We start from the raw sequence: 17,149 nt of genomic DNA, 5'->3' as shown, positions 1-17,149 counted from the left end.
CGTCAGGAGGCGCCCTTTCCCGACGTTATCCCCGTCAAGAGACGCCCTTTCCCGACGTGATCCCCGTCAGGAGGCGCCCTTCACGGACTTGATCAGCAGCTGCGCCACGTCCACGACTTCCAGCGACTCCTTGGCCTCGCCGTTGTTCTTCTTCTCGTTGATCGCGTCGCCCAGCATCACCATGCAGAACGGGCAGGCGGTGGAGACCGTGTCGGGGTTGGTGGTCAGCGCCTCGTCCACCCGCTCGGTGTTGATGCGCTTGCCGATGCGCTCCTCCATCCACATGCGCGCGCCGCCGGCGCCGCAGCAGAAGCCGCGGTCCTTGTGGCGGTGCATCTCCTGCGTCTGGACGCCGGGCACCTTCGCCATGATGTCGCGCGGCTGGGAGTAGACCTTGTTGTGGCGGCCGAGGAAGCACGGGTCGTGGTAGGTGATCTTCTCCTCGATCGGCGTGATCGGGGTGAGCAGCCCCTCGTCCACCAGCTTCGCCAGCAGCTGCGTGTGGTGCACGACCTCGTACGTGCCGCCGAGCTGCGGATACTCGTTGGCCAGCGTGTTGAAGCAGTGGGGGCAGGTGGCCACGATCTTCTTGACGCCGGCCTCGTTGAGCGTCTCGATGTTCTGCTGGGCCAGCATGTTGAACAGGTACTCCATGCCCAGCCGCCGCGCCGGGTCGCCGGAGCACGCCTCCATCGGGCCGAGCACCGCGAACTTGACGCCCGCGATGTGCAGCAGCTCCGCGACGGCCTTGGTGGTCTTCTTGGCCCGGTCTTCGAGCGCGCCCGCGCACCCGACCCAGAACAGGTACTCGGTGTCCTCGGGCATCTTGTCCTCGACCATCGGGACCTCGAAGTCGAGCTCCTCGATCCAGTCGGCCCGCTTCATCTCGGACATGCCCCACGGGTTGCCCTTGTTCTCCAGGTTCTTCACCATCACCCCCGCCTCGGACGGGAACGACGACTCCACCATCACCTGGTAGCGGCGCATGTCGAGGATGTGGTCGATGTGCTCGATGTCCACCGGGCACTGCTCGACGCAGGCGCCGCAGTTGGTGCACGACCAGAGCACGTCGGGGTGGATCACGCCCTCCTCGCCGACGAGCGGCTTCTCCAGCAGCGCCAGCACGTCGGTGTCCTTGTGCTCGACGCCCGCCTGGGCGGCCAGCAGGTACGGGGCCACCTTGAAGGCGTGGTCACGCTGGTCGAGGATGAGCATCTTCGGCGACAGGGGCTTGTCGGTGTTCCACGCCGGGCACTGCGACTGGCAGCGGCCGCACTCCGTGCAGGAGTAGAAGTCGAGGAAGCCCTTCCACGTGGTGTCACCGATCTTGCCGCGGCCCAGCCGCTCGGGGTCGAGGTCCTCGTCCTCGAAGTCGACCGGCTTGCCGTCCACGCGCATCTCGGGCGCGCCGCCGAGGCCGTCGGGGCGGCGCGAGAAGAGCACGTTCAGCGGCGCGGTGAAGATGTGCAGGTGCTTGGAGTTCACCACGATGACCAGGAACACCAGCATGAAGCCGATGTGCAGGAGCAGCGCGATCTCCTCCAGCAGCCCGCTGGCCGGCAGTACGTCGCCGAGCGCCAGCGAGACGAAGGCGCCCGAGGAGTAGGGGAAGTTGCCGTTGGCGGCGGCGGCGCCGCGGGCCAGGAAGAGCGTCCAGATGATGTTGAAGATCATGAACAGGACGAGCCAGGCGCCGCCGAGGTGAGAGCCGGAGAAGCGGGAGCGGCGGCCGAGCGTCTTCGGCGAGTTCTTCACCCGGATGATCGCGAAGGCGACCAGGCCCAGCAGGCACGCGACCGCGATGAAGTCCTGGAGGAAGCCGAGCACCCCCCACGTCCCGATGAGCGGGATGTGGAAGTCGGGCGTGCCGGTGATCGCCCCCTGGATGATCGCGCCGTACGCCTCGATGTAGACGGTCAGCAGGATGAAGAACGCCCACATGACGAAGAAGTGCGCCACGCCCGACGGTGTCCACTTGAGCAGCTTCCGCTGCCCGAACACCTCGACGAGCTGCGCCTTGATATCGTCACCCACGTGCGTTCTGGCGTACTCGATGCGCTCGGGCGCGGGCGCGCCCACCGTGGCGAGCTTGAACAGGAACATGACCCTGCGGCCGGCCACGGCCACCGCCGCGACGGTCATGACCAGCCCGATGATGGCTACCCAGAGCACGGGGTCCTCCCACAGACGACGTTGACTGTCAGCGTACGGTCACCCGCTGCGCAGGCATGTGCCAGCAATCCTACCCACGAGTAACTTTACTGGGTTACGCGACATACCCTAAGGTCATCGCCGTCTCCAGAACAATGCTCTATCCCGTGAAGTACCGCTGAATCGTCGGCGCCAGAATCTCCACCAGCTCGTCGTGGCTCGCACCGGCCAGCGGCTCCAGCTTGAGCACGTACCGGGCCATGACCACCCCCAGCATCTGCGCGAACGCCGCCTCGATCCGCAGGTGCGGCACGCCCAGCCGGTCGGCCACCTGGAAGAGCAGCGCCGAGGTGAAGAACTCCCTGATCATCCCCACCGCCTGCTCGTTGCTCACGGCCGAGCGCAGCAGCGCCAGCATCGGCGCCCGCGTCTTCTCCTCGGCCGTCAGCCGCAGGAGCAGCCGCACCAGCCGCTCCCCCACCTCCTCGTGCGGGCCTTCGAGCAGCACCGGGAGGATCTGCTGAGGGTTGATCGGCAGCTCCATGGCCGCCGCGAACATGCCCTCCTTGGTCTCGAAGTAGTGATGCACCAGCGCCGGATCGACCTGGGCCTCCCGCGCGATGCCGCGTACCGTCGCCTTGTCGAACCCCTTCTCGGAGAACACCCGGCGCGCCGCGGTCAGGATCTCCCCGCGCGTGTCGGCCGCCCCGGGCCTGCGCCCGGGACGCCTTCTGTCTGTGCTCATCGCCTCGCTCCGTGAGGCGGCTCCATCGCCCGGACGCCGCCACTTCCTCGCGTCACCTGCCCACCGCCAGGACGCCGCCACATCCTCGCGTCACCTGCCCACCGCCAGGTAGACCCGCATCGGCACGGACAGCACGCCCTCGGGGAACTCCGCCCGCAGCGCCGCCCGCTGCCGCTCCACCACCTCGTCGGCGCGCTGCGCCGACAGCGCTGCCATGTACGAGTGCGAGCGCAGATCGAGCAGGAAGTCGTCGATGCCGATCAGCCGGGTCCAGGGGATCCAGCGTTCCTCGATCACCTCGAAGGCCGCGGCGATCGGCGGCACCGACCACTGCTCGACCGCCGGCCCCCAGTAGGCGGGCACCTCCTCCGCCAGCCGCGCCTCGTAGGCGGCCAGCCAGTCGGCCTGCGCGGCGTGGTTGAGGTTCCAGCAGCCCACGATGGCGCCCTTCGGCCGCAGCACCCGCCGGGCCTCCGCGATCGAGGCCACCGGGTCCAGCCAGTGCCACGACTGGGCGTAGGTCACCAGGTCGGCCACCTCGTCGGCCAGCGGCAGCGCGTTGCCGTCGGCCAGTAGGGCACTCACGCGGGTGCCGTTGGGACGGCCCGCCTTGGACACCAGGCGGGCCAGCATCGCCTCGCCCGGATCCACCGCGATCACGTGGGAGCCGCGCGCCCGCAGCGCGTGCGTCATGATGCCGGTGCCCGCGCCGACGTCGACCGTCGTGGCACCGTCGAGCTCGACCCCGGACAGCTCGCTCAGCGCCCGGTAGACCTCGTCGGGATAGCCCGGCCTGGCCGCGTCGTAGGCGTCGGCCACCAGGTCGAACGTCCTGCCCAGATCCTTGATCGGTCCTGTGTTCATGTGGATGCCGCCAGGTGCAGCCTGGCGAAGGCCAGCCCTTCCGCCAGATCGTCGATCCGCTCGGTCCTGCTGGCCGCCTTGCGGGTGTTGATCTCCAGCACCACCAGGCCCGAGTAACCCGTGTTGGCCAGCCGCTCCAGCATCTGCGCGCACGGCTGGTTGCCCCTGCCGGGCACCAGGTGCTCGTCCTTGTTCGTGACGCCGACGCCGTCGGCCAGGTGCAGGTGCGCGAGCCGGTCGCCGAGCTTGACCGCCATCTCCATGGCGTCGGAGCCCGACACGGCGGTGTGCGACAGGTCGAGCGTGACCTGCGGGAAGTCGTGGTCGATCGGGTTCCAGTCAGGTGAGTACGGCACCACGTCGTTGCCCCTGGCCCGCAGCGGGAACATGTTCTCCACCGCGAACGTGACGTCCGTCTCGTCCCGCATCCTGGCCAGCCCGCTCTCGAAGTCGCGGGCGTAGTCACGCTGCCAGCGGAACGGCGGATGGACCACGACCGTCGAGGCGCCGAGACGCTCTGCCGCCTTCTGGGCCTTGACCAGCTTCGCCCACGGGTCCCGGCCCCAAACGCGCTGGGTGACCAGCAGACAGGGCGCGTGGATGGCCAGGACGGGCACCTCGTAGTGGTCGGACAGACGCTCGATCACGTCGATGTCCTGGCTCACCGGGTCGGCGCCGACCATGATCTCGACGCCGTCATAACCCAGGCGCGCGGCCAGCTCGAACGCGTCAGGAGTGCGTTCCGGATATACCGAGGCGGTGGACAATGCGATCTTCGCATTGGGCACGCGGATGACATCAGCCACGCTGCCAGCCTAAGCCGGAGAAGCCGATCTGGCGCGTCAGCCCCTAGCGTTAGGACATGACCCGGATAGCGAAAGGTGCGATCCCGAGCCCGAATATCTGGAACACGCCCCAGATCTACGAGCTGGAGAACCGCGCCGTCGACCCCGACGGCGCGGCCGACGCGGCGATGCGCGCCCTGCGCCCTTGGGACGGCGCCACCGTGCTCGACATCGGCTGCGGCACCGGTTTCCACCTGCCCGTCCTGGCCCGCGAGGCGACCCGCGTGATCGGCGTGGAGCCGCATGGAGACCTGGCCGCGCTGGCCCGCCGCCGCTGTGCCGGCCTGCCCGGCGTGAGCGTGCACGCCGCCGCGGCCCAGGACCTGCCGCTGCCCGACGCCTCGGTGGACGTCGCCATGGCGCGCTGGGCGTACTTCTTCGGGCCCGGCTGCGAGCCGGGGCTGCGCGAGCTGTCGCGGGTCGTGCGGCGCGGCGGCGCCGCCTTCGTCGTCGACCTCGACGCCACGCGCGGCTCCTTCGGGCGCTGGTTCTCGCGCACCGTGCCTGCGTACGCGCCGCGCGAGGTCGAGGCGTTCTGGCAGCGGCACGGCTGGCAGCGCCGCGAGCTCGACCTGCGCATGGTCTTCCAGCGACGCGCCGACCTCGAAGCCGTGCTGCGCATCGAGTTCGCCCCCGAGGTGGCCGAGCAGGCCATCGCCGAGACGCCCGGCCTGGAGCTGGCCTATCCGAACGTGCTGCGCTGGCGCTACTTCTGAGCCTTGACATTGACACCGACGTCAACGTTTACCTTGGAGACATGCGCATCGGTGAGCTGGCGGAACGCACCGGAGTGAGCACCCGCTCACTCCGTTACTACGAGCAGCACGGGTTGCTGCGCGCCCGGCGCGCCTCCAACGGCTACCGCACCTACAGCGAGGACGACGTCAAGCTGGTCTCCGAGATCAGGGCCCTGCTCCAGATCGGGTTCACGCTGGAGGAGACCCGCCCGTTCGTCGACTGCCTGCGCCAGGGCCACAGCACCGGCGGCTCCTGCGCCGAGTCGGTCGAGGTCTACGAGCGCAAGCTCAGCGAGATCGACCACGAGATCCGCGTGCTGCTCGCCCGCCGCGCCGAGGTGGCCGCCCAGCTCGCCCAGTCGTGCCCAGGTTGTTTCGTAAGGGGATGAAGATGATCACACTGACCACCGACAACTTCGAGGAGCAGGTCCTCAAGAGCGACAAGCCGATCCTGGTCGACTTCTGGGCCGAATGGTGCGGGCCGTGCCGGATGGTGGCGCCCGTGCTGGAGCAGATCGAGAACGAGCACGGCCTGACGATCGGCAAGCTCAACACCGACGAGAACCCCGAGATCATGGCCCGTTACGGCGTCATGGGCATCCCGACGCTGATCCTGTTCGAGAACGGCGAGCCGGCCAAGCAGGTCGTCGGCGCCAAGCCGAAGCGCATGCTGGTCTCGGAGCTCGGCCTGGCATGATCCGGTCGGGCGTGATCGTCGGTACGAGCGTGATCGTCCCGAGCCTGTTCGCCGGTACGGCGTGATCGTCCCGGGCCTGTTTGTCGGTGCGAGCCGCTAGCCTGCACCACATGGCCAAGACTGCCCAGAAGCCCGGATACCGCTGCGCCGAATGCGGCTGGCGCACCACCAAATGGGTCGGCAGGTGCGGAGAGTGCCAGGCGTGGGGCACGGTCGACGAAGAGGGCGCCAGAGCCGGCGTCAACGTCGTGCAGGCCGGGGCCACCACCGCCCCCGCCCTGCCCATCGGCCAGGTCAAGGCCGAGGTGGCCACCGCCCGCACCACCGGCGTGGCCGAGCTCGACCGGGTGCTGGGCGGCGGCCTCGTGCCCGGCGCCGTGGTGCTGCTGGCGGGCGAGCCCGGCATCGGCAAGTCCACGCTCCTGCTGGAGGCGGCGGCGCGCATCGCCGAGCGGGCCACCGTCCTCTATGTGACGGGCGAGGAGTCGGCGGCCCAGGTGCGGCTGCGCGCCGACCGCATCGGCGCCATCCAGGACCAGCTCTACCTCGCGGCGGAGACCGAGCTGTCGGCGCTGGTCACGCACGTCGAGAAGGTGCAGCCGCGGCTGCTGGTCGTCGACTCCGTCCAGACGATCGGCTCCGCGCAGGCCACCGGCGTGCCCGGCGGCGTGACGCAGGTGCGGGAGGTCGCGGCCAACCTCGTCCGCATGGCCAAGGAGCGCAACATGGCCACCGTCCTCGTCGGCCATGTCACCAAAGAGGGCTCCATCGCCGGCCCCCGCACCCTCGAGCACCTGGTCGACGTCGTGCTCAACTTCGAGGGCGACCGCCACTCCAGGCTCCGCATGGTCCGCGCGATCAAAAACCGGTTCGGCCCCACCGACGAGATCGGCTGCTTCGACCTGCACGAGCGGGGCATCGAGGGCATCACCGACCCCAGCGGCCTGTTCGTCTCCCGGCGCAGCGAGCCGGTGCCCGGCACCTGCGTCACCGTCACCGTCGAAGGCACCCGGCCGCTGCCCGCCGAGGTGCAGGCCCTGGTCGCCCGCACCGACGCCCAGCAGCCCCGGCGCACCTCGTCGGGCCTCGACACCTACCGCGTCCAGATGATCCTCGCCGTCCTTGAGCGCCGGCTCAACGCCCGCCTCGGCGGCTGCGACGTGTTCACCGCCACCGTCGGCGGCATCAAGCTCGCCGACCCGGCCGTCGACCTGTCCGTCATGCTCGCCGTCGCCAGCGCCGCCGGCGACAAGCCGCTCCCCCCGGGGCTGGTCGCGCTCGGCGAGGTCGGCCTGGCCGGCGAGCTGCGTCCCGTCAAGGACGTGCGCAGGCGGCTCACGGAGGCGGCCCGCCTGGGCTTCAAACGCGCGCTCGTACCGGCCGGCTCGCTGGAGGAAAGCGGCACCAGGCGCGGCGGCCAGCGCGCACTCGTGCCCGTCGGGCCGGTCGCGTTCGCGCCCGGCTTCGAGGTCGTCCAGGCGGAGAACGTCTGGGACGCTCTCACACACGTGACATGAGCGCGGCTAAGCTGAGGTGACCGATCGACACGGGGGTCAGGTGGATAGGAGTCTGGACGACCGCCGTCGCGAAGCCCTGGCCGCGGTAGCGCCGGGCACACCTCTGCGCGACGGCCTGGAACGGATCCTGCGCGGGCAGACCGGCGGGCTGATCGTGCTCGGCTACAACAAGGTCGTCGAAGCGGTCTGCAGCGGCGGCTTCGAGCTCGACGTCGACTTCTCCGCCACCCGGCTGCGCGAGCTGGCCAAGATGGACGGCGCCATCGTCCTCAGCGACGACCACAAGATCGTCCGCGCCGCCGTGCACCTCGTCCCCGACCCCGCCATCCCCACCGACGAGTCCGGCACCCGCCACCGCACCGCCCAGCGCGTCGCCCGGCAGACCGGCCTGCCCATCATCGCCATCAGCAAGTCGATGCGCATCATCGCCCTCTACCTCGACGGCATCCGCTACGTCCTCGAAGAGTCGGCCGCCATCCTGTCCAAGGCCAACCAGGCCCTGGCCACCCTCGAACGCTACAAGCACCGCCTCGACGAGGTCTCCGGCACCTTGTCCGCCCTCGAGATCGAAGACCTCGTCACCGTTCGCGACGTCGCGGCCGTCGCGCAACGCCTCGAAATGGTCCGCCGCATCTCCGACGAGATCAAAGGCTACGTCGTCGAGCTCGGCACCGACGGCCGCCTCCTGTCGTTGCAGCTCGACGAGCTGGTGGCCGGCGTCGACTCCGAACGCGAACTGGTCATCCGCGACTACCTCCCCGCCCCCGCGGGCCGCCGCCAGAAACGCCTCCTGGAAGCCCTGCACGAGCTCGACGCGCTCTCCGGAGCCGACCTCCTCGACCTCTCCGTGGTCGCCCACGTCCTCGGCCACAACGGCACCGACCAGCTCGAAACCCCCGTCAGCCCCCGCGGCTTCCGCCTGCTCGCCAAGGTCCCCCGCCTGCCCGCCACGGTGGTCGACCGCCTGGTCAACCACTTCGGCGGCCTGCAAAAGCTCCTGGCCGCCAGCATCGACGACCTCCAGGCGGTCGGCGGCGTCGGCGAATCCCGGGCCCGCAGCGTCCGCGAGGGCCTGTCCCGCCTCGCCGAATCCTCCATCCTCGAACGCTACGTCTGAACCGACCGCAAGATCCTCGCTGGTCGCTCGGGCGCCCTCCCAACTCGCGCCCACCCCAATCCCATTTACCTGCATGGGACTGGCGCCCTTTGACCGAGATCCGGTTGGGGCAGGCATGAGGACATGATCGGTTCCCGGCCGAACTCGTCGCTCGCCGGGCTGATGGTCGATCAGCAAGAAGGTCCAAGGCCGTGGCGAGATGCCGGCTCGACCAACAGGACGTCTTCATACCCCAGGGTGACGCCCGCCTGACCGTTCATGGCCGCGTGCTGCCGCTGCGGCGTGTCCGTCAGCCGTCTCGAAGATCCGGGAACGCGCCTGAGCCAGCTCCTCCTCCGTGAACTCCCCGTACTCCCTCTGGTAGCGCAGCAGGTCGGCCCCGAGGAGTCGATGCCGAGTCTGACGGGCTGAAGATGCGTCCATGAGCGCCATTGTCCACGTGCGCAAAGATGAGCGCAGATCTTCGTCCGAGGACGAGTGCAGGTCTTCGCCCGCAAACCACGTATCCGCCCGAGCGCGACGCCCCACCGCGGGTGAGCGGAACACCTCAGCGCAGGTGGAAGACGCCCTTCTCGGTGCGCATCTTGCCCATCCGCGCCACCGCCACATAAGTCCCCGGCAGGGCGACGGGAGGGGTGGAGCGGCAGTCGGAGCTGGAGCGCCGCCGGTCCCATTCCAGGGACCGCACGTACGGCACCCCCCGCTGCAACTCCTTGATCTCCGTGCCCTCGCCGCTCACGCAGTCGGCCGTGGACCAGATGCGGTCGGCGCCCGAGGTGATGCGGATCTCCATGGCGCGCGGGCCCACGTCGGCGGTGCACATCACGGAGCCGGTGTTCACCAGGGTGACGAGGAAGGTGGGGCGGGCGGTGCCGGCGTAGATCGGCTCCTTGCCGCCCTGGAGGCTGAGCACGAGGTCCTTCTCCTCGCACGGCTCACCCGGCCGCCTGGGCCGCTCCGACGGGCTCGCCTTGGGGGTGGGCGTGGGGGACGGGCTGGCGGTGCCCATGGCGAGCGTACGCAGGCCCGCCAGCAGCGGGTCCACCGCCGGCGCGGTCTGGGCGCCCGTACTGGCGCCCGCGCCGGGGCTCGCGCTGGGTGAGGACTGCGCGCTGGACGAGCGTTCGGGGCCGCTGCCGCCGCTGGAGCACGCCCATGCCACAACGGCCACCACGACGAGCACCGCCACCAGTACGCTCATCCGGCGCCGCCAGTAGATGTCACCGCCGTCGCCACGCATCGTATCCGGGTCCATACAGCACAGGATGGTGAGCGGGCAATGACGGGGAGTGACGACACGCCGATGGATGCCATCTCCTGGAACGTCGGCACGCCAAGGGTTGTCATCGCCCCATACCCTTGACCGCGTGGTTGAGCCGAACGTCCTGCACACCGCCGTTCTCGACTGGTACGAGGACAACGCCCGCGACCTCCCGTGGCGGGCACCCGACGCGACCCCCTGGGGCGTGCTGGTGAGCGAGATCATGCTGCAGCAGACCCCGGTCGTCCGAGTCCTGCCCGTCTGGCACGAATGGATGGAACGCTGGCCCACCCCCAAGGCGCTGGCCGCCGAGCAGCCCGGCGAGGCCGTGCGCCACTGGGGGCGGCTCGGGTATCCGCGACGGGCGTTGCGCCTGCACGCGTGCGCCCGCGCCATCACCGAGGAGCACGGCGGCGAGGTGCCGTCCGACCACGCGACCCTGCTCGCCCTGCCCGGCATCGGCGAGTACACCGCGGCCGCCGTCGCCAGCTTCGCCTTCGGCGGGCGGCACGCGGTGCTGGACACGAACGTGCGGCGGGTGTTCGCGCGGGTGGTGCGTGCCGAGGAGTATCCGCCGGCCGCCACTTCGGCGGCCGAGCGGCGGCTGGCGGAGAGCCTGCTGCCCGAGCTGGGCGCCGCCCGGTGGGGGGTGGCGGTCATGGAGCTGGGCGCCCTGGTGTGCTCGGCGCGCTCCCCGCGCTGCGCCGACTGCCCGATCACGCACGTGTGCGCGTGGCGGCTGGCCGGCAAGCCGCCGCACGAGGGGCCCGCGCGCAAGGGCCAGACGTACGCGGGCACCGACCGCCAGTGCCGGGGCCGGCTGCTGGCGGTGCTGCGGGAGGCCCACGGGCCGGTGCCCAAGGCGGCGCTGGACGTGGTGTGGGACGACGCGGTGCAGCGCGAACGCGCCCTGGACGGCCTCGTGGCCGACGGCCTGGCCGAAGCGCTGGAGGACGGCACCTACCGCCTGCCGCACGCCTGAGCCTCCGGGGCCGCTAGCGCATCCAGGGCTAGCGCAACCAGGCCGGCACGAGCCGTTCGGCGTCCTTCGGGGCGAGGTCGCAGGCGTCAGGGTCGGACACGCCGCCCGGGTTGTAGACCTGCGCCCCGGCCGGAGCCACCACGATCGAGACGAACCCGTGCTCGGCATCGGCGACCATCTGCCGGGTCACATCGGCGGGCAGCACCATGGTGTCCCCCGCCCCCACCTCGTACCGTTCACCGCCGAGCTCGACCACGGCACTGCCGTCGAGCCACGTCCACACCAGCTCGGCGTCGAACGCGTGCAACGGCCCGACCATGCCGGGCTTGGCGTCCACCCGCCAGACGGCCTGCCCGGCGGAGCCCTGGGTGGGGGAGGCGAGGGTGGTCATGACCCCGTTCGGGGTCTCGATCCTGCGGGAGCCGGCTCCCAGGACAACACTCATCGACAAGCTCCTTTTTCAGACGATCCACGGCGGGACACCGAACTCGGCGCCGTCGGGCCCGTACGCCTTGGCGCCGGCCGGTGCGGTGACGACGGCGATGTAGCCGGTGTCGGGGTCGGCCAGGACCCGCCGCACCGTGCGGGCGGGCATGATCACGGTGTCGCCGGCGGTGACGGTGTACGTCTCGCCGCCCAGCTCGACGGTCGCCGCCCCGGCGACCCAGCTCCACACCTGCTCGCTGTCGAAGTCGTGCACGGGCCCCTCGGCCCCCGGCTTGGCCTCGACCTTCCACAGGGACCGTGAGGCCCCTCCTTGCGTCGGCGAGGCGAACGTCGTCATGACCCCGCCGGGAGTCTCGGATCGCCGCGCGTCGGCGTCACGGATGACGGTCACGTCTCTGCACCCCTTAAGATAGGCAACTACGTTGTCCATATAGTTAACCAGGTTGTCTATCGTGTCAAGCTACGTCCCCGGTTTCGAGCTGCCGCTGCGCCTGCTGCTCGCGTTCAGGATGTTGATCGACGAGCTGCACACCGAGCTCGGCAAGCAGGGCCATCCGGACCTGAGGCCCATGCACGGGTTCGTCATGCAGGCGATCGGCCCGCACGGCACCACCGCCGCCGAGCTCGGCCGTACGCTGGGCGTCTCCAAGCAGGCGGCGGGCAAGACCATCGAGACGCTCGAACGCATCGGCTACGTCGAGCGCACCACCGACCCCCACGACACCCGCCGCAAGATCGTTCGCCTGACCCCGTACGGCATGGACGCCCTCGACCGCTCGGCCCGCATCTTCGACGCCCTGCGCACCCGCTGGGCGGCCGAGCTCGGCGAGGAACGGCTGCGGGCGCTGGAGGCGGACCTGCGCAGGATGACGCCCGGCAACCCCTGGCGGCTGGACATGCCGGGCTGGTTCGGCAACCTCTGACGGGGCGCCACCGAGAGCACGACCCGCCCGGCGCGCCCCGCTTCAGGAAAGTCGCGATCCCCCGCCGGACCGCGCTTACGCGGCGAGCTGCAGCCCCAGGCTGGTCAGGTTCGTACGGGCCCAGTCCAGCTCCTCGGCCAGCATCGACACCAGCGCCCCTGGCCCCTTGGCCCGGCCGGGGACGAGGAGGTTGTGCGTCTCGACCTCGATGTGCGCGCTGCCGTTCACCGCGCCGGACAGCATGGCCGTCAGCGTGTCCTGGAGCACGGCGCCGGTGCCGGGGACCTCGCCGGTGTGGTTGTGCACGTGGCCGAGCTTGACCACGGGCGCGCCGGCCTCGGCCAGGCCCTTCAGGGCCGCGCCCGGCTCGCCGGCGTCGCAGGCCAGGTGGCAGGCGTCGAGGCAGACGCCCAGGTGCTCGGAGTCGATGCCGCACACGCGCTCCAGCGCCTGCTCGGTCGTCTCCAGCACGCAGCCGGGCCACGGCTCGAACCCGACCCGGATCGTCTTGCCGGTCGTGCTGTAGATGCCGCGCAGCTCGCGGGCCAGCCGCTCCAGCCGGCGGGTGGCGATGGCGTGCAGGTCGGCGGGCCAGTCGCGGCGCCAGCCGATCGGGATCGTCGAGATGCTGCCGAACCGGACGTCCTCCGGCAGCAGGAACGCGAGGATCTTGGCCAGGGCCATGGTGTAGCGGTAGCGCTCGGGCTTGGCCCAGTCGGGGCCGGGGACCTCCTGGTTGCGGCCGCCGGTGCCGTTGAGGCTGACGACCTCCAGGCCGCGCTCCTCCAGGGAGCGGCGCAGGCGGACGAGCTCGATCCGGTCGGCCGTGAGGTGGTCGGCGACGCTCGGGGACAGCCACAGCCCGATGCCCATCCGCTCGACGCCCAGCCGCTTGCGCACCGGCACCGCGTAGCGGGTCAGGTGCGCGATGAGGTTCTCCAGGTCCTCAGCGGGGTGGACGCCTGCGTTGTAGGCGAGGTGAACGAGCGTTCCGTCATCGTGACGCAGGCGCATCGGTTTCCTCCAGGGCTTGCATTAGTGTTCCCGTCGCCCGCCTCGGACGTGCGAACCATGTGAGCATGCCTCCGAGGCCGTGGCACGCGCGTCCGCCCTGAGTTGACTTCCAACTACTCCCCAGGGAGCAGGCCCCCAGCTTGGGAGCATGCTCTTGTGCCTCACTTGGATGAGACTTGGCGAAGCTCTACGCAGTGTAGTACTACTCGCGGTGGTGGTATACCCGCTCACCCAACAATTACGCAACGACGGCAACCCTCTCACTTCTTCACATCGCGGATGTGAAGATCGCCGAAGATGCCGTACATGCCGCTCACGACCACGCCCGGCGGCCGCCGGACCGCCATGGACGTCGTCGACCCGCCGAATCCCGCAAGCCGTCGTCGGCGTTCTCAGGGCCACCGCGAGCCTCCTCAGCCTGGATCGCCCGTACACCCCTTATGACTGAACAGCTCGCCCTTTTGTGACAGATCCCAGCTAGTCGGCCGCGGCGCCCCCGGCCTTCAGCTCTTCGGACAGCAGCCGCAACAGGCCGGGCAGCCGGCGCTCGATGTCCTGCCTGGGCAGCGAGACGGCGCTGCCGTTGCCGTGGTCACGCTGGATGATCAGCCCCGCCTCGCGCAGCACCCGGAAGTGGTGCGTGCGCGTGGCCTTCTTCACCGGCAGGTCGAACGAGCCGCAGGCCCGCTCCCGGTCCTCGGGATCGGCCGCGAGTTCGGCCACGACCCGCCGCCGGGAGTCGTCGGCCAGCGCGTGGAACACCTTGCCCAGATCCATGGCTCCCTCCTAGGTACGACTTGCATCGTACCTGAGGGAGTGGCTAGCGTTGGGAGGTATGAAGATTGTCGTACCTGAAGGGGACGGGCCAGTGGGCATCTACGGCTTCGCCCGGCCCAAGCCCGAGCGCGCCGACGAGCTGGAGCGGCTGCTGCTGTCGTTCGTGGCGCCGACCAGGGCCGAGCCCGGCTCGATGCAGTACCAGGTGCACCGCGATGCGGCTGATCCCAGCACGCTCGTGTTCTACGAGCTGTGGCGGTCGGCCGACGACCTGCGCGCGCACCTCGCGCGTCCGGAACTCGCACACTTCCAGCAGCACCGCATGGACTACCTGCGGGAGGACCTGGAGATCCACTGGCTGACGCCCCTCAGCGCGACCCCCTGAACGGCAGGCCCTGAACGGCGGGCCCCTGAACGACGGGCCCCCGAACGACGGGCCCCCGAAAAGCGGAAAGCCCCCGCGGGAGGCGCTGTGGCCTCACGCGGGGGCTTCCCCCAGATCCAGGGTCAGTTCTGGATCGGAGCGGCGATCGCGGCAGCCGAGTCGGGGATCTTCGAGGCGGACTCGCCCTTGAAGATGAACTTGGCGTTGTCGCCCTCGCCCTCGACCGTGACCTTCACAACCTGGCCCGGCCGGAGCTCGCCGTAGAGGATCTTCTCCGACAGCGAGTCTTCCAGCTCGCGCTGGATCGTGCGCCGCAGCGGCCGGGCGCCCATGACGGGGTCGTAGCCGCGGTCGGCGAGGAGCTGCTTGGCCTCGGGCGAGACGTCGAGCCCCATGTCGCGGTCCTTCAGCCTGGCGTCGACCTGGGCGAGCATCAGATCCACGATCTTGATGATCTCGTTCGGCGTCAGCTGGTGGAAGACCACGATGTCGTCGACACGGTTGAGGAACTCGGGCCGGAAGTGCTGCTTGAGCTCCTCCTGGACCTTCGCCTTCATCCGCTCGTAGTTGGACTCGGTGTCGTTGGACTTCGCGAACCCGACCCCGATGCCCTTGGAGATGTCACGGGTGCCGAGGTTGGTGGTCATGATGATGACCGTGTTCTTGAAGTCGACCACGCGGCCCTGGGCGTCGGTCAGGCGACCGTCTTCCAGGATCTGCAGCAGCGAGTTGAAGATGTCGGGGTGGGCCTTCTCGATCTCGTCGAACAGGACCACGGAGAACGGCTTGCGCCGCACCTTCTCGGTGAGCTGGCCGCCCTCCTCGTAGCCGACGTAGCCGGGAGGCGAGCCGAACAGCCTGGAGACGGTGTGCTTCTCCATGAACTCCGACATGTCGAGGCTGATCAGAGCGTCTTCGTCGCCGAAGAGGAACTCCGCCAGAGCCTTGGACAGCTCGGTCTTACCGACACCGGAGGGGCCGGCGAAGATGAACGAGCCACCGGGACGGCGCGGGTCCTTCAGGCCGGCGCGGGTGCGCCGGATGGAGCGCGACAGGCCCTTGATGGCGTCGTCCTGGCCGATGATCCGCTTGTGGAGCTCGTCCTCCATGCGGAGCAGGCGCTGCGACTCCTCCTCGGTCAGCTTGAAGACCGGGATGCCGGTGGCGGTCGCCAGGACCTCGGCGATGAGCTCCTGGGTGACCTCGGCCACGACGTCCATGTCGCCGGCCTTCCACTCCTTCTCCCTGCGCTCGCGCTTGAGCTGGAGCTGCTTTTCCTGGTCGCGGAGGGCAGCCGCCTTCTCGAAGTCCTGCGCGTCGATCGCGGACTCCTTGTCGCGGCGCACGTTGGCGATCTTCTCGTCGTACTCGCGCAGGTCCGGTGGAGCGGTCATCCGGCGGATGCGCATCCGGGAGCCGGCCTCGTCGATGAGGTCGATCGCCTTGTCGGGCAGGTAGCGGTCGCTGATGTAGCGGTCGGCCAGCTGCGCGGCGGCCACCAGCGCGTCGTCGGTGATGGACACGCGGTGGTGCGCCTCGTAGCGGTCGCGCAGACCCTTGAGGATCTCGATCGTGTGGCTGAGTGAGGGCTCGGCCACCTGGATCGGCTGGAAGCGCCGCTCCAGCGCCGCGTCCTTCTCCAAGTACTTGCGGTACTCGTCGAGCGTGGTCGCGCCGATCGTCTGCAGCTCGCCGCGGGCCAGCATCGGCTTGAGGATGCTGGCGGCGTCGATCGCGCCCTCCGCGGCACCCGCACCCACGAGCGTGTGCAGCTCGTCGATGAACAGGATGATGTCGCCGCGCGTGCGGATCTCCTTGAGCACCTTCTTCAGGCGCTCCTCGAAGTCACCGCGGTAGCGGGAGCCGGCCACCAGGGCGCCGAGGTCAAGCGTGTAGAGCTGCTTGTCCTTCAGCGTCTCGGGCACCTCGCCCCTGACGATCTTCTGCGACAGGCCCTCGACGACGGCGGTCTTGCCGACGCCGGGCTCGCCGATGAGAACGGGGTTGTTCTTGGTCCTGCGGGACAGGACCTGCATGACCCGCTCGATCTCCTTCTCACGGCCGATGACCGGATCCAGCTTGCCCTCGCGGGCGGCCTGGGTCAGGTTACGGCCGAACTGGTCGAGCACCAGGGAGGTCGACGGCGCCGACTCCTGCGGACCGCCCGCCGCGGCCGGCTCCTTGCCCTGGTAACCGTGGAGCAACTGGATGACCTGCTGCCGGACACGGTTGAGATCAGCTCCAAGCTTGACCAGCACCTGGGCCGCCACACCCTCACCCTCGCGGATGAGCCCGAGCAGGATGTGCTCGGTGCCGATGTAGTTGTGGCCCAGCTGCAAAGCCTCACGGAGCGACAGCTCGAGGACCTTCTTGGCCCGCGGGGTGAACGGAATGTGCCCCGACGGAGCCGACTGGCCCTGGCCGATGATCTCCTCGACCTGCTGGCGCACACCCTCAAGGCTGATGCCGAGGCTCTCCAGAGCCTTGGCGGCCACGCCCTCACCTTCATGGATCAAACCAAGAAGAATGTGCTCAGTGCCGATGTAGTTGTGGTTGAGCATCCTGGCCTCTTCCTGGGCCAAGACGACAACACGCCTCGCTCGGTCGGTGAACCTCTCGAACATCTCGTCGCTCCTCACAGAGCGGTCAGTCAGGCCGGTAAATCCGGTCCCGTCCTCCCGCATGCT

General features: G+C 69.6%; 18 protein-coding genes. 8 read left to right on the top strand and 10 right to left on the bottom strand.

What is annotated here, in order from left to right:
• Positions 1 to 66 precede the first annotated feature (66 nt).
• The 4 genes from HCN51_RS43340 to HCN51_RS43325 all read right to left on the bottom strand — a co-directional run bounded on the left by HCN51_RS43340 (position 67) and on the right by HCN51_RS43325 (position 4,566).
• Positions 67 to 2,172 carry a heterodisulfide reductase-related iron-sulfur binding cluster gene (locus HCN51_RS43340; protein WP_168017805.1) on the bottom strand — a complete coding sequence of 702 codons (2,106 nt, stop codon included), beginning with the start codon at positions 2,170 to 2,172 and terminating at the stop codon, positions 67 to 69.
• Between the two features lie 139 nt (positions 2,173 to 2,311).
• Positions 2,312 to 2,896 (bottom strand): TetR/AcrR family transcriptional regulator, encoded by a 585-nt coding sequence (locus HCN51_RS43335; protein WP_168017804.1) that lies wholly within the window; start codon positions 2,894 to 2,896, stop codon positions 2,312 to 2,314.
• Between the two features lie 90 nt (positions 2,897 to 2,986).
• Positions 2,987 to 3,760, bottom strand: coding sequence for a class I SAM-dependent methyltransferase (locus tag HCN51_RS43330; RefSeq protein WP_206068566.1), 774 nt, complete (start codon positions 3,758 to 3,760; stop codon positions 2,987 to 2,989).
• On the bottom strand, positions 3,757 to 4,566 hold the full coding sequence (locus HCN51_RS43325; protein WP_080044371.1) for a sugar phosphate isomerase/epimerase family protein: 810 nt from the start codon (positions 4,564 to 4,566) through the stop codon (positions 3,757 to 3,759). The genes HCN51_RS43330 and HCN51_RS43325 overlap by 4 nt, the downstream gene beginning before the upstream one ends.
• 56 nt (positions 4,567 to 4,622) lie before the next feature.
• On the opposite strand from HCN51_RS43325, the gene HCN51_RS43320 reads away from it, so the two are divergent.
• The 5 genes from HCN51_RS43320 to disA all read left to right on the top strand — a co-directional run bounded on the left by HCN51_RS43320 (position 4,623) and on the right by disA (position 8,673).
• On the top strand, positions 4,623 to 5,321 hold the full coding sequence (locus HCN51_RS43320; protein ID WP_168017803.1) for a class I SAM-dependent methyltransferase: 699 nt from the start codon (positions 4,623 to 4,625) through the stop codon (positions 5,319 to 5,321).
• 41 nt (positions 5,322 to 5,362) lie between these two features.
• Positions 5,363 to 5,731: a MerR family transcriptional regulator gene (locus HCN51_RS43315; protein ID WP_080044369.1), complete on the top strand. Its 369-nt coding sequence runs from the start codon at positions 5,363 to 5,365 to the stop codon at positions 5,729 to 5,731.
• Positions 5,732 to 5,733: 2 nt separating this feature from the next.
• Positions 5,734 to 6,039: a thioredoxin gene (trxA, locus tag HCN51_RS43310; RefSeq protein ID WP_206068565.1), complete on the top strand. Its 306-nt coding sequence runs from the start codon at positions 5,734 to 5,736 to the stop codon at positions 6,037 to 6,039.
• Positions 6,040 to 6,149: 110 nt separating this feature from the next.
• The gene (gene radA / locus HCN51_RS43305; protein WP_080044367.1) at positions 6,150 to 7,556 is read left to right on the top strand and encodes a DNA repair protein RadA; all 1,407 of its coding nucleotides are present in this window, start codon (positions 6,150 to 6,152) and stop codon (positions 7,554 to 7,556) included.
• 40 nt (positions 7,557 to 7,596) lie between these two features.
• Positions 7,597 to 8,673: a DNA integrity scanning diadenylate cyclase DisA gene (gene disA, locus HCN51_RS43300; protein ID WP_346434005.1), complete on the top strand. Its 1,077-nt coding sequence runs from the start codon at positions 7,597 to 7,599 to the stop codon at positions 8,671 to 8,673.
• A gap of 547 nt (positions 8,674 to 9,220) precedes the next feature.
• Here the strand turns inward: disA and HCN51_RS43295 are convergent.
• A complete protein-coding gene (locus HCN51_RS43295; protein ID WP_206068564.1) occupies positions 9,221 to 9,928 on the bottom strand; it encodes a hypothetical protein in 708 nt (235 codons plus the stop codon).
• Between the two features lie 229 nt (positions 9,929 to 10,157).
• On the opposite strand from HCN51_RS43295, the gene HCN51_RS43290 reads away from it, so the two are divergent.
• Positions 10,158 to 10,916 carry an HhH-GPD family protein gene (locus HCN51_RS43290; protein WP_240973858.1) on the top strand — a complete coding sequence of 253 codons (759 nt, stop codon included), beginning with the start codon at positions 10,158 to 10,160 and terminating at the stop codon, positions 10,914 to 10,916.
• Between the two features lie 28 nt (positions 10,917 to 10,944).
• Here the strand turns inward: HCN51_RS43290 and HCN51_RS43285 are convergent, their stop codons facing one another.
• The gene (locus tag HCN51_RS43285) at positions 10,945 to 11,361 is read right to left on the bottom strand and encodes a cupin domain-containing protein (protein ID WP_168017802.1); all 417 of its coding nucleotides are present in this window, start codon (positions 11,359 to 11,361) and stop codon (positions 10,945 to 10,947) included.
• 15 nt (positions 11,362 to 11,376) lie between these two features.
• Positions 11,377 to 11,754: a cupin domain-containing protein gene (locus tag HCN51_RS43280; protein ID WP_168017801.1), complete on the bottom strand. Its 378-nt coding sequence runs from the start codon at positions 11,752 to 11,754 to the stop codon at positions 11,377 to 11,379.
• 61 nt (positions 11,755 to 11,815) lie between these two features.
• On the opposite strand from HCN51_RS43280, the gene HCN51_RS43275 reads away from it, so the two are divergent.
• Positions 11,816 to 12,286: a MarR family winged helix-turn-helix transcriptional regulator gene (locus HCN51_RS43275; RefSeq protein WP_346434003.1), complete on the top strand. Its 471-nt coding sequence runs from the start codon at positions 11,816 to 11,818 to the stop codon at positions 12,284 to 12,286.
• Positions 12,287 to 12,361: 75 nt separating this feature from the next.
• On the opposite strand, the gene HCN51_RS43270 is transcribed toward HCN51_RS43275, so the two are convergent.
• Positions 12,362 to 13,300, bottom strand: a complete 939-nt coding sequence (locus HCN51_RS43270; protein ID WP_080044361.1) for a sugar phosphate isomerase/epimerase family protein — start codon at positions 13,298 to 13,300, stop codon at positions 12,362 to 12,364.
• Positions 13,301 to 13,777: 477 nt separating this feature from the next.
• Positions 13,778 to 14,077: an ArsR/SmtB family transcription factor gene (locus tag HCN51_RS43265; protein ID WP_168017800.1), complete on the bottom strand. Its 300-nt coding sequence runs from the start codon at positions 14,075 to 14,077 to the stop codon at positions 13,778 to 13,780.
• Between the two features lie 58 nt (positions 14,078 to 14,135).
• On the opposite strand from HCN51_RS43265, the gene HCN51_RS43260 reads away from it, so the two are divergent.
• The gene (locus tag HCN51_RS43260) at positions 14,136 to 14,462 is read left to right on the top strand and encodes a putative quinol monooxygenase (RefSeq protein ID WP_168017799.1); all 327 of its coding nucleotides are present in this window, start codon (positions 14,136 to 14,138) and stop codon (positions 14,460 to 14,462) included.
• Between the two features lie 122 nt (positions 14,463 to 14,584).
• Here HCN51_RS43260 and HCN51_RS43255 read toward each other — a convergent pair whose 3' ends face one another.
• Entirely contained in the window at positions 14,585 to 17,086 is a 2,502-nt protein-coding gene (locus tag HCN51_RS43255) for an ATP-dependent Clp protease ATP-binding subunit (RefSeq protein WP_080044358.1), read from the bottom strand.
• Between the last annotated feature and the right edge of the window lie 63 nt (positions 17,087 to 17,149).

The sequence above is a fragment of the Nonomuraea composti genome (assembly GCF_012034275.1).
GTDB lineage: Bacteria > Actinomycetota > Actinomycetes > Streptosporangiales > Streptosporangiaceae > Nonomuraea > Nonomuraea composti.
The sequence above is the reverse complement of the archived record's forward strand: the minus strand, read 5'-3'. Positions and strand labels throughout refer to the sequence as shown.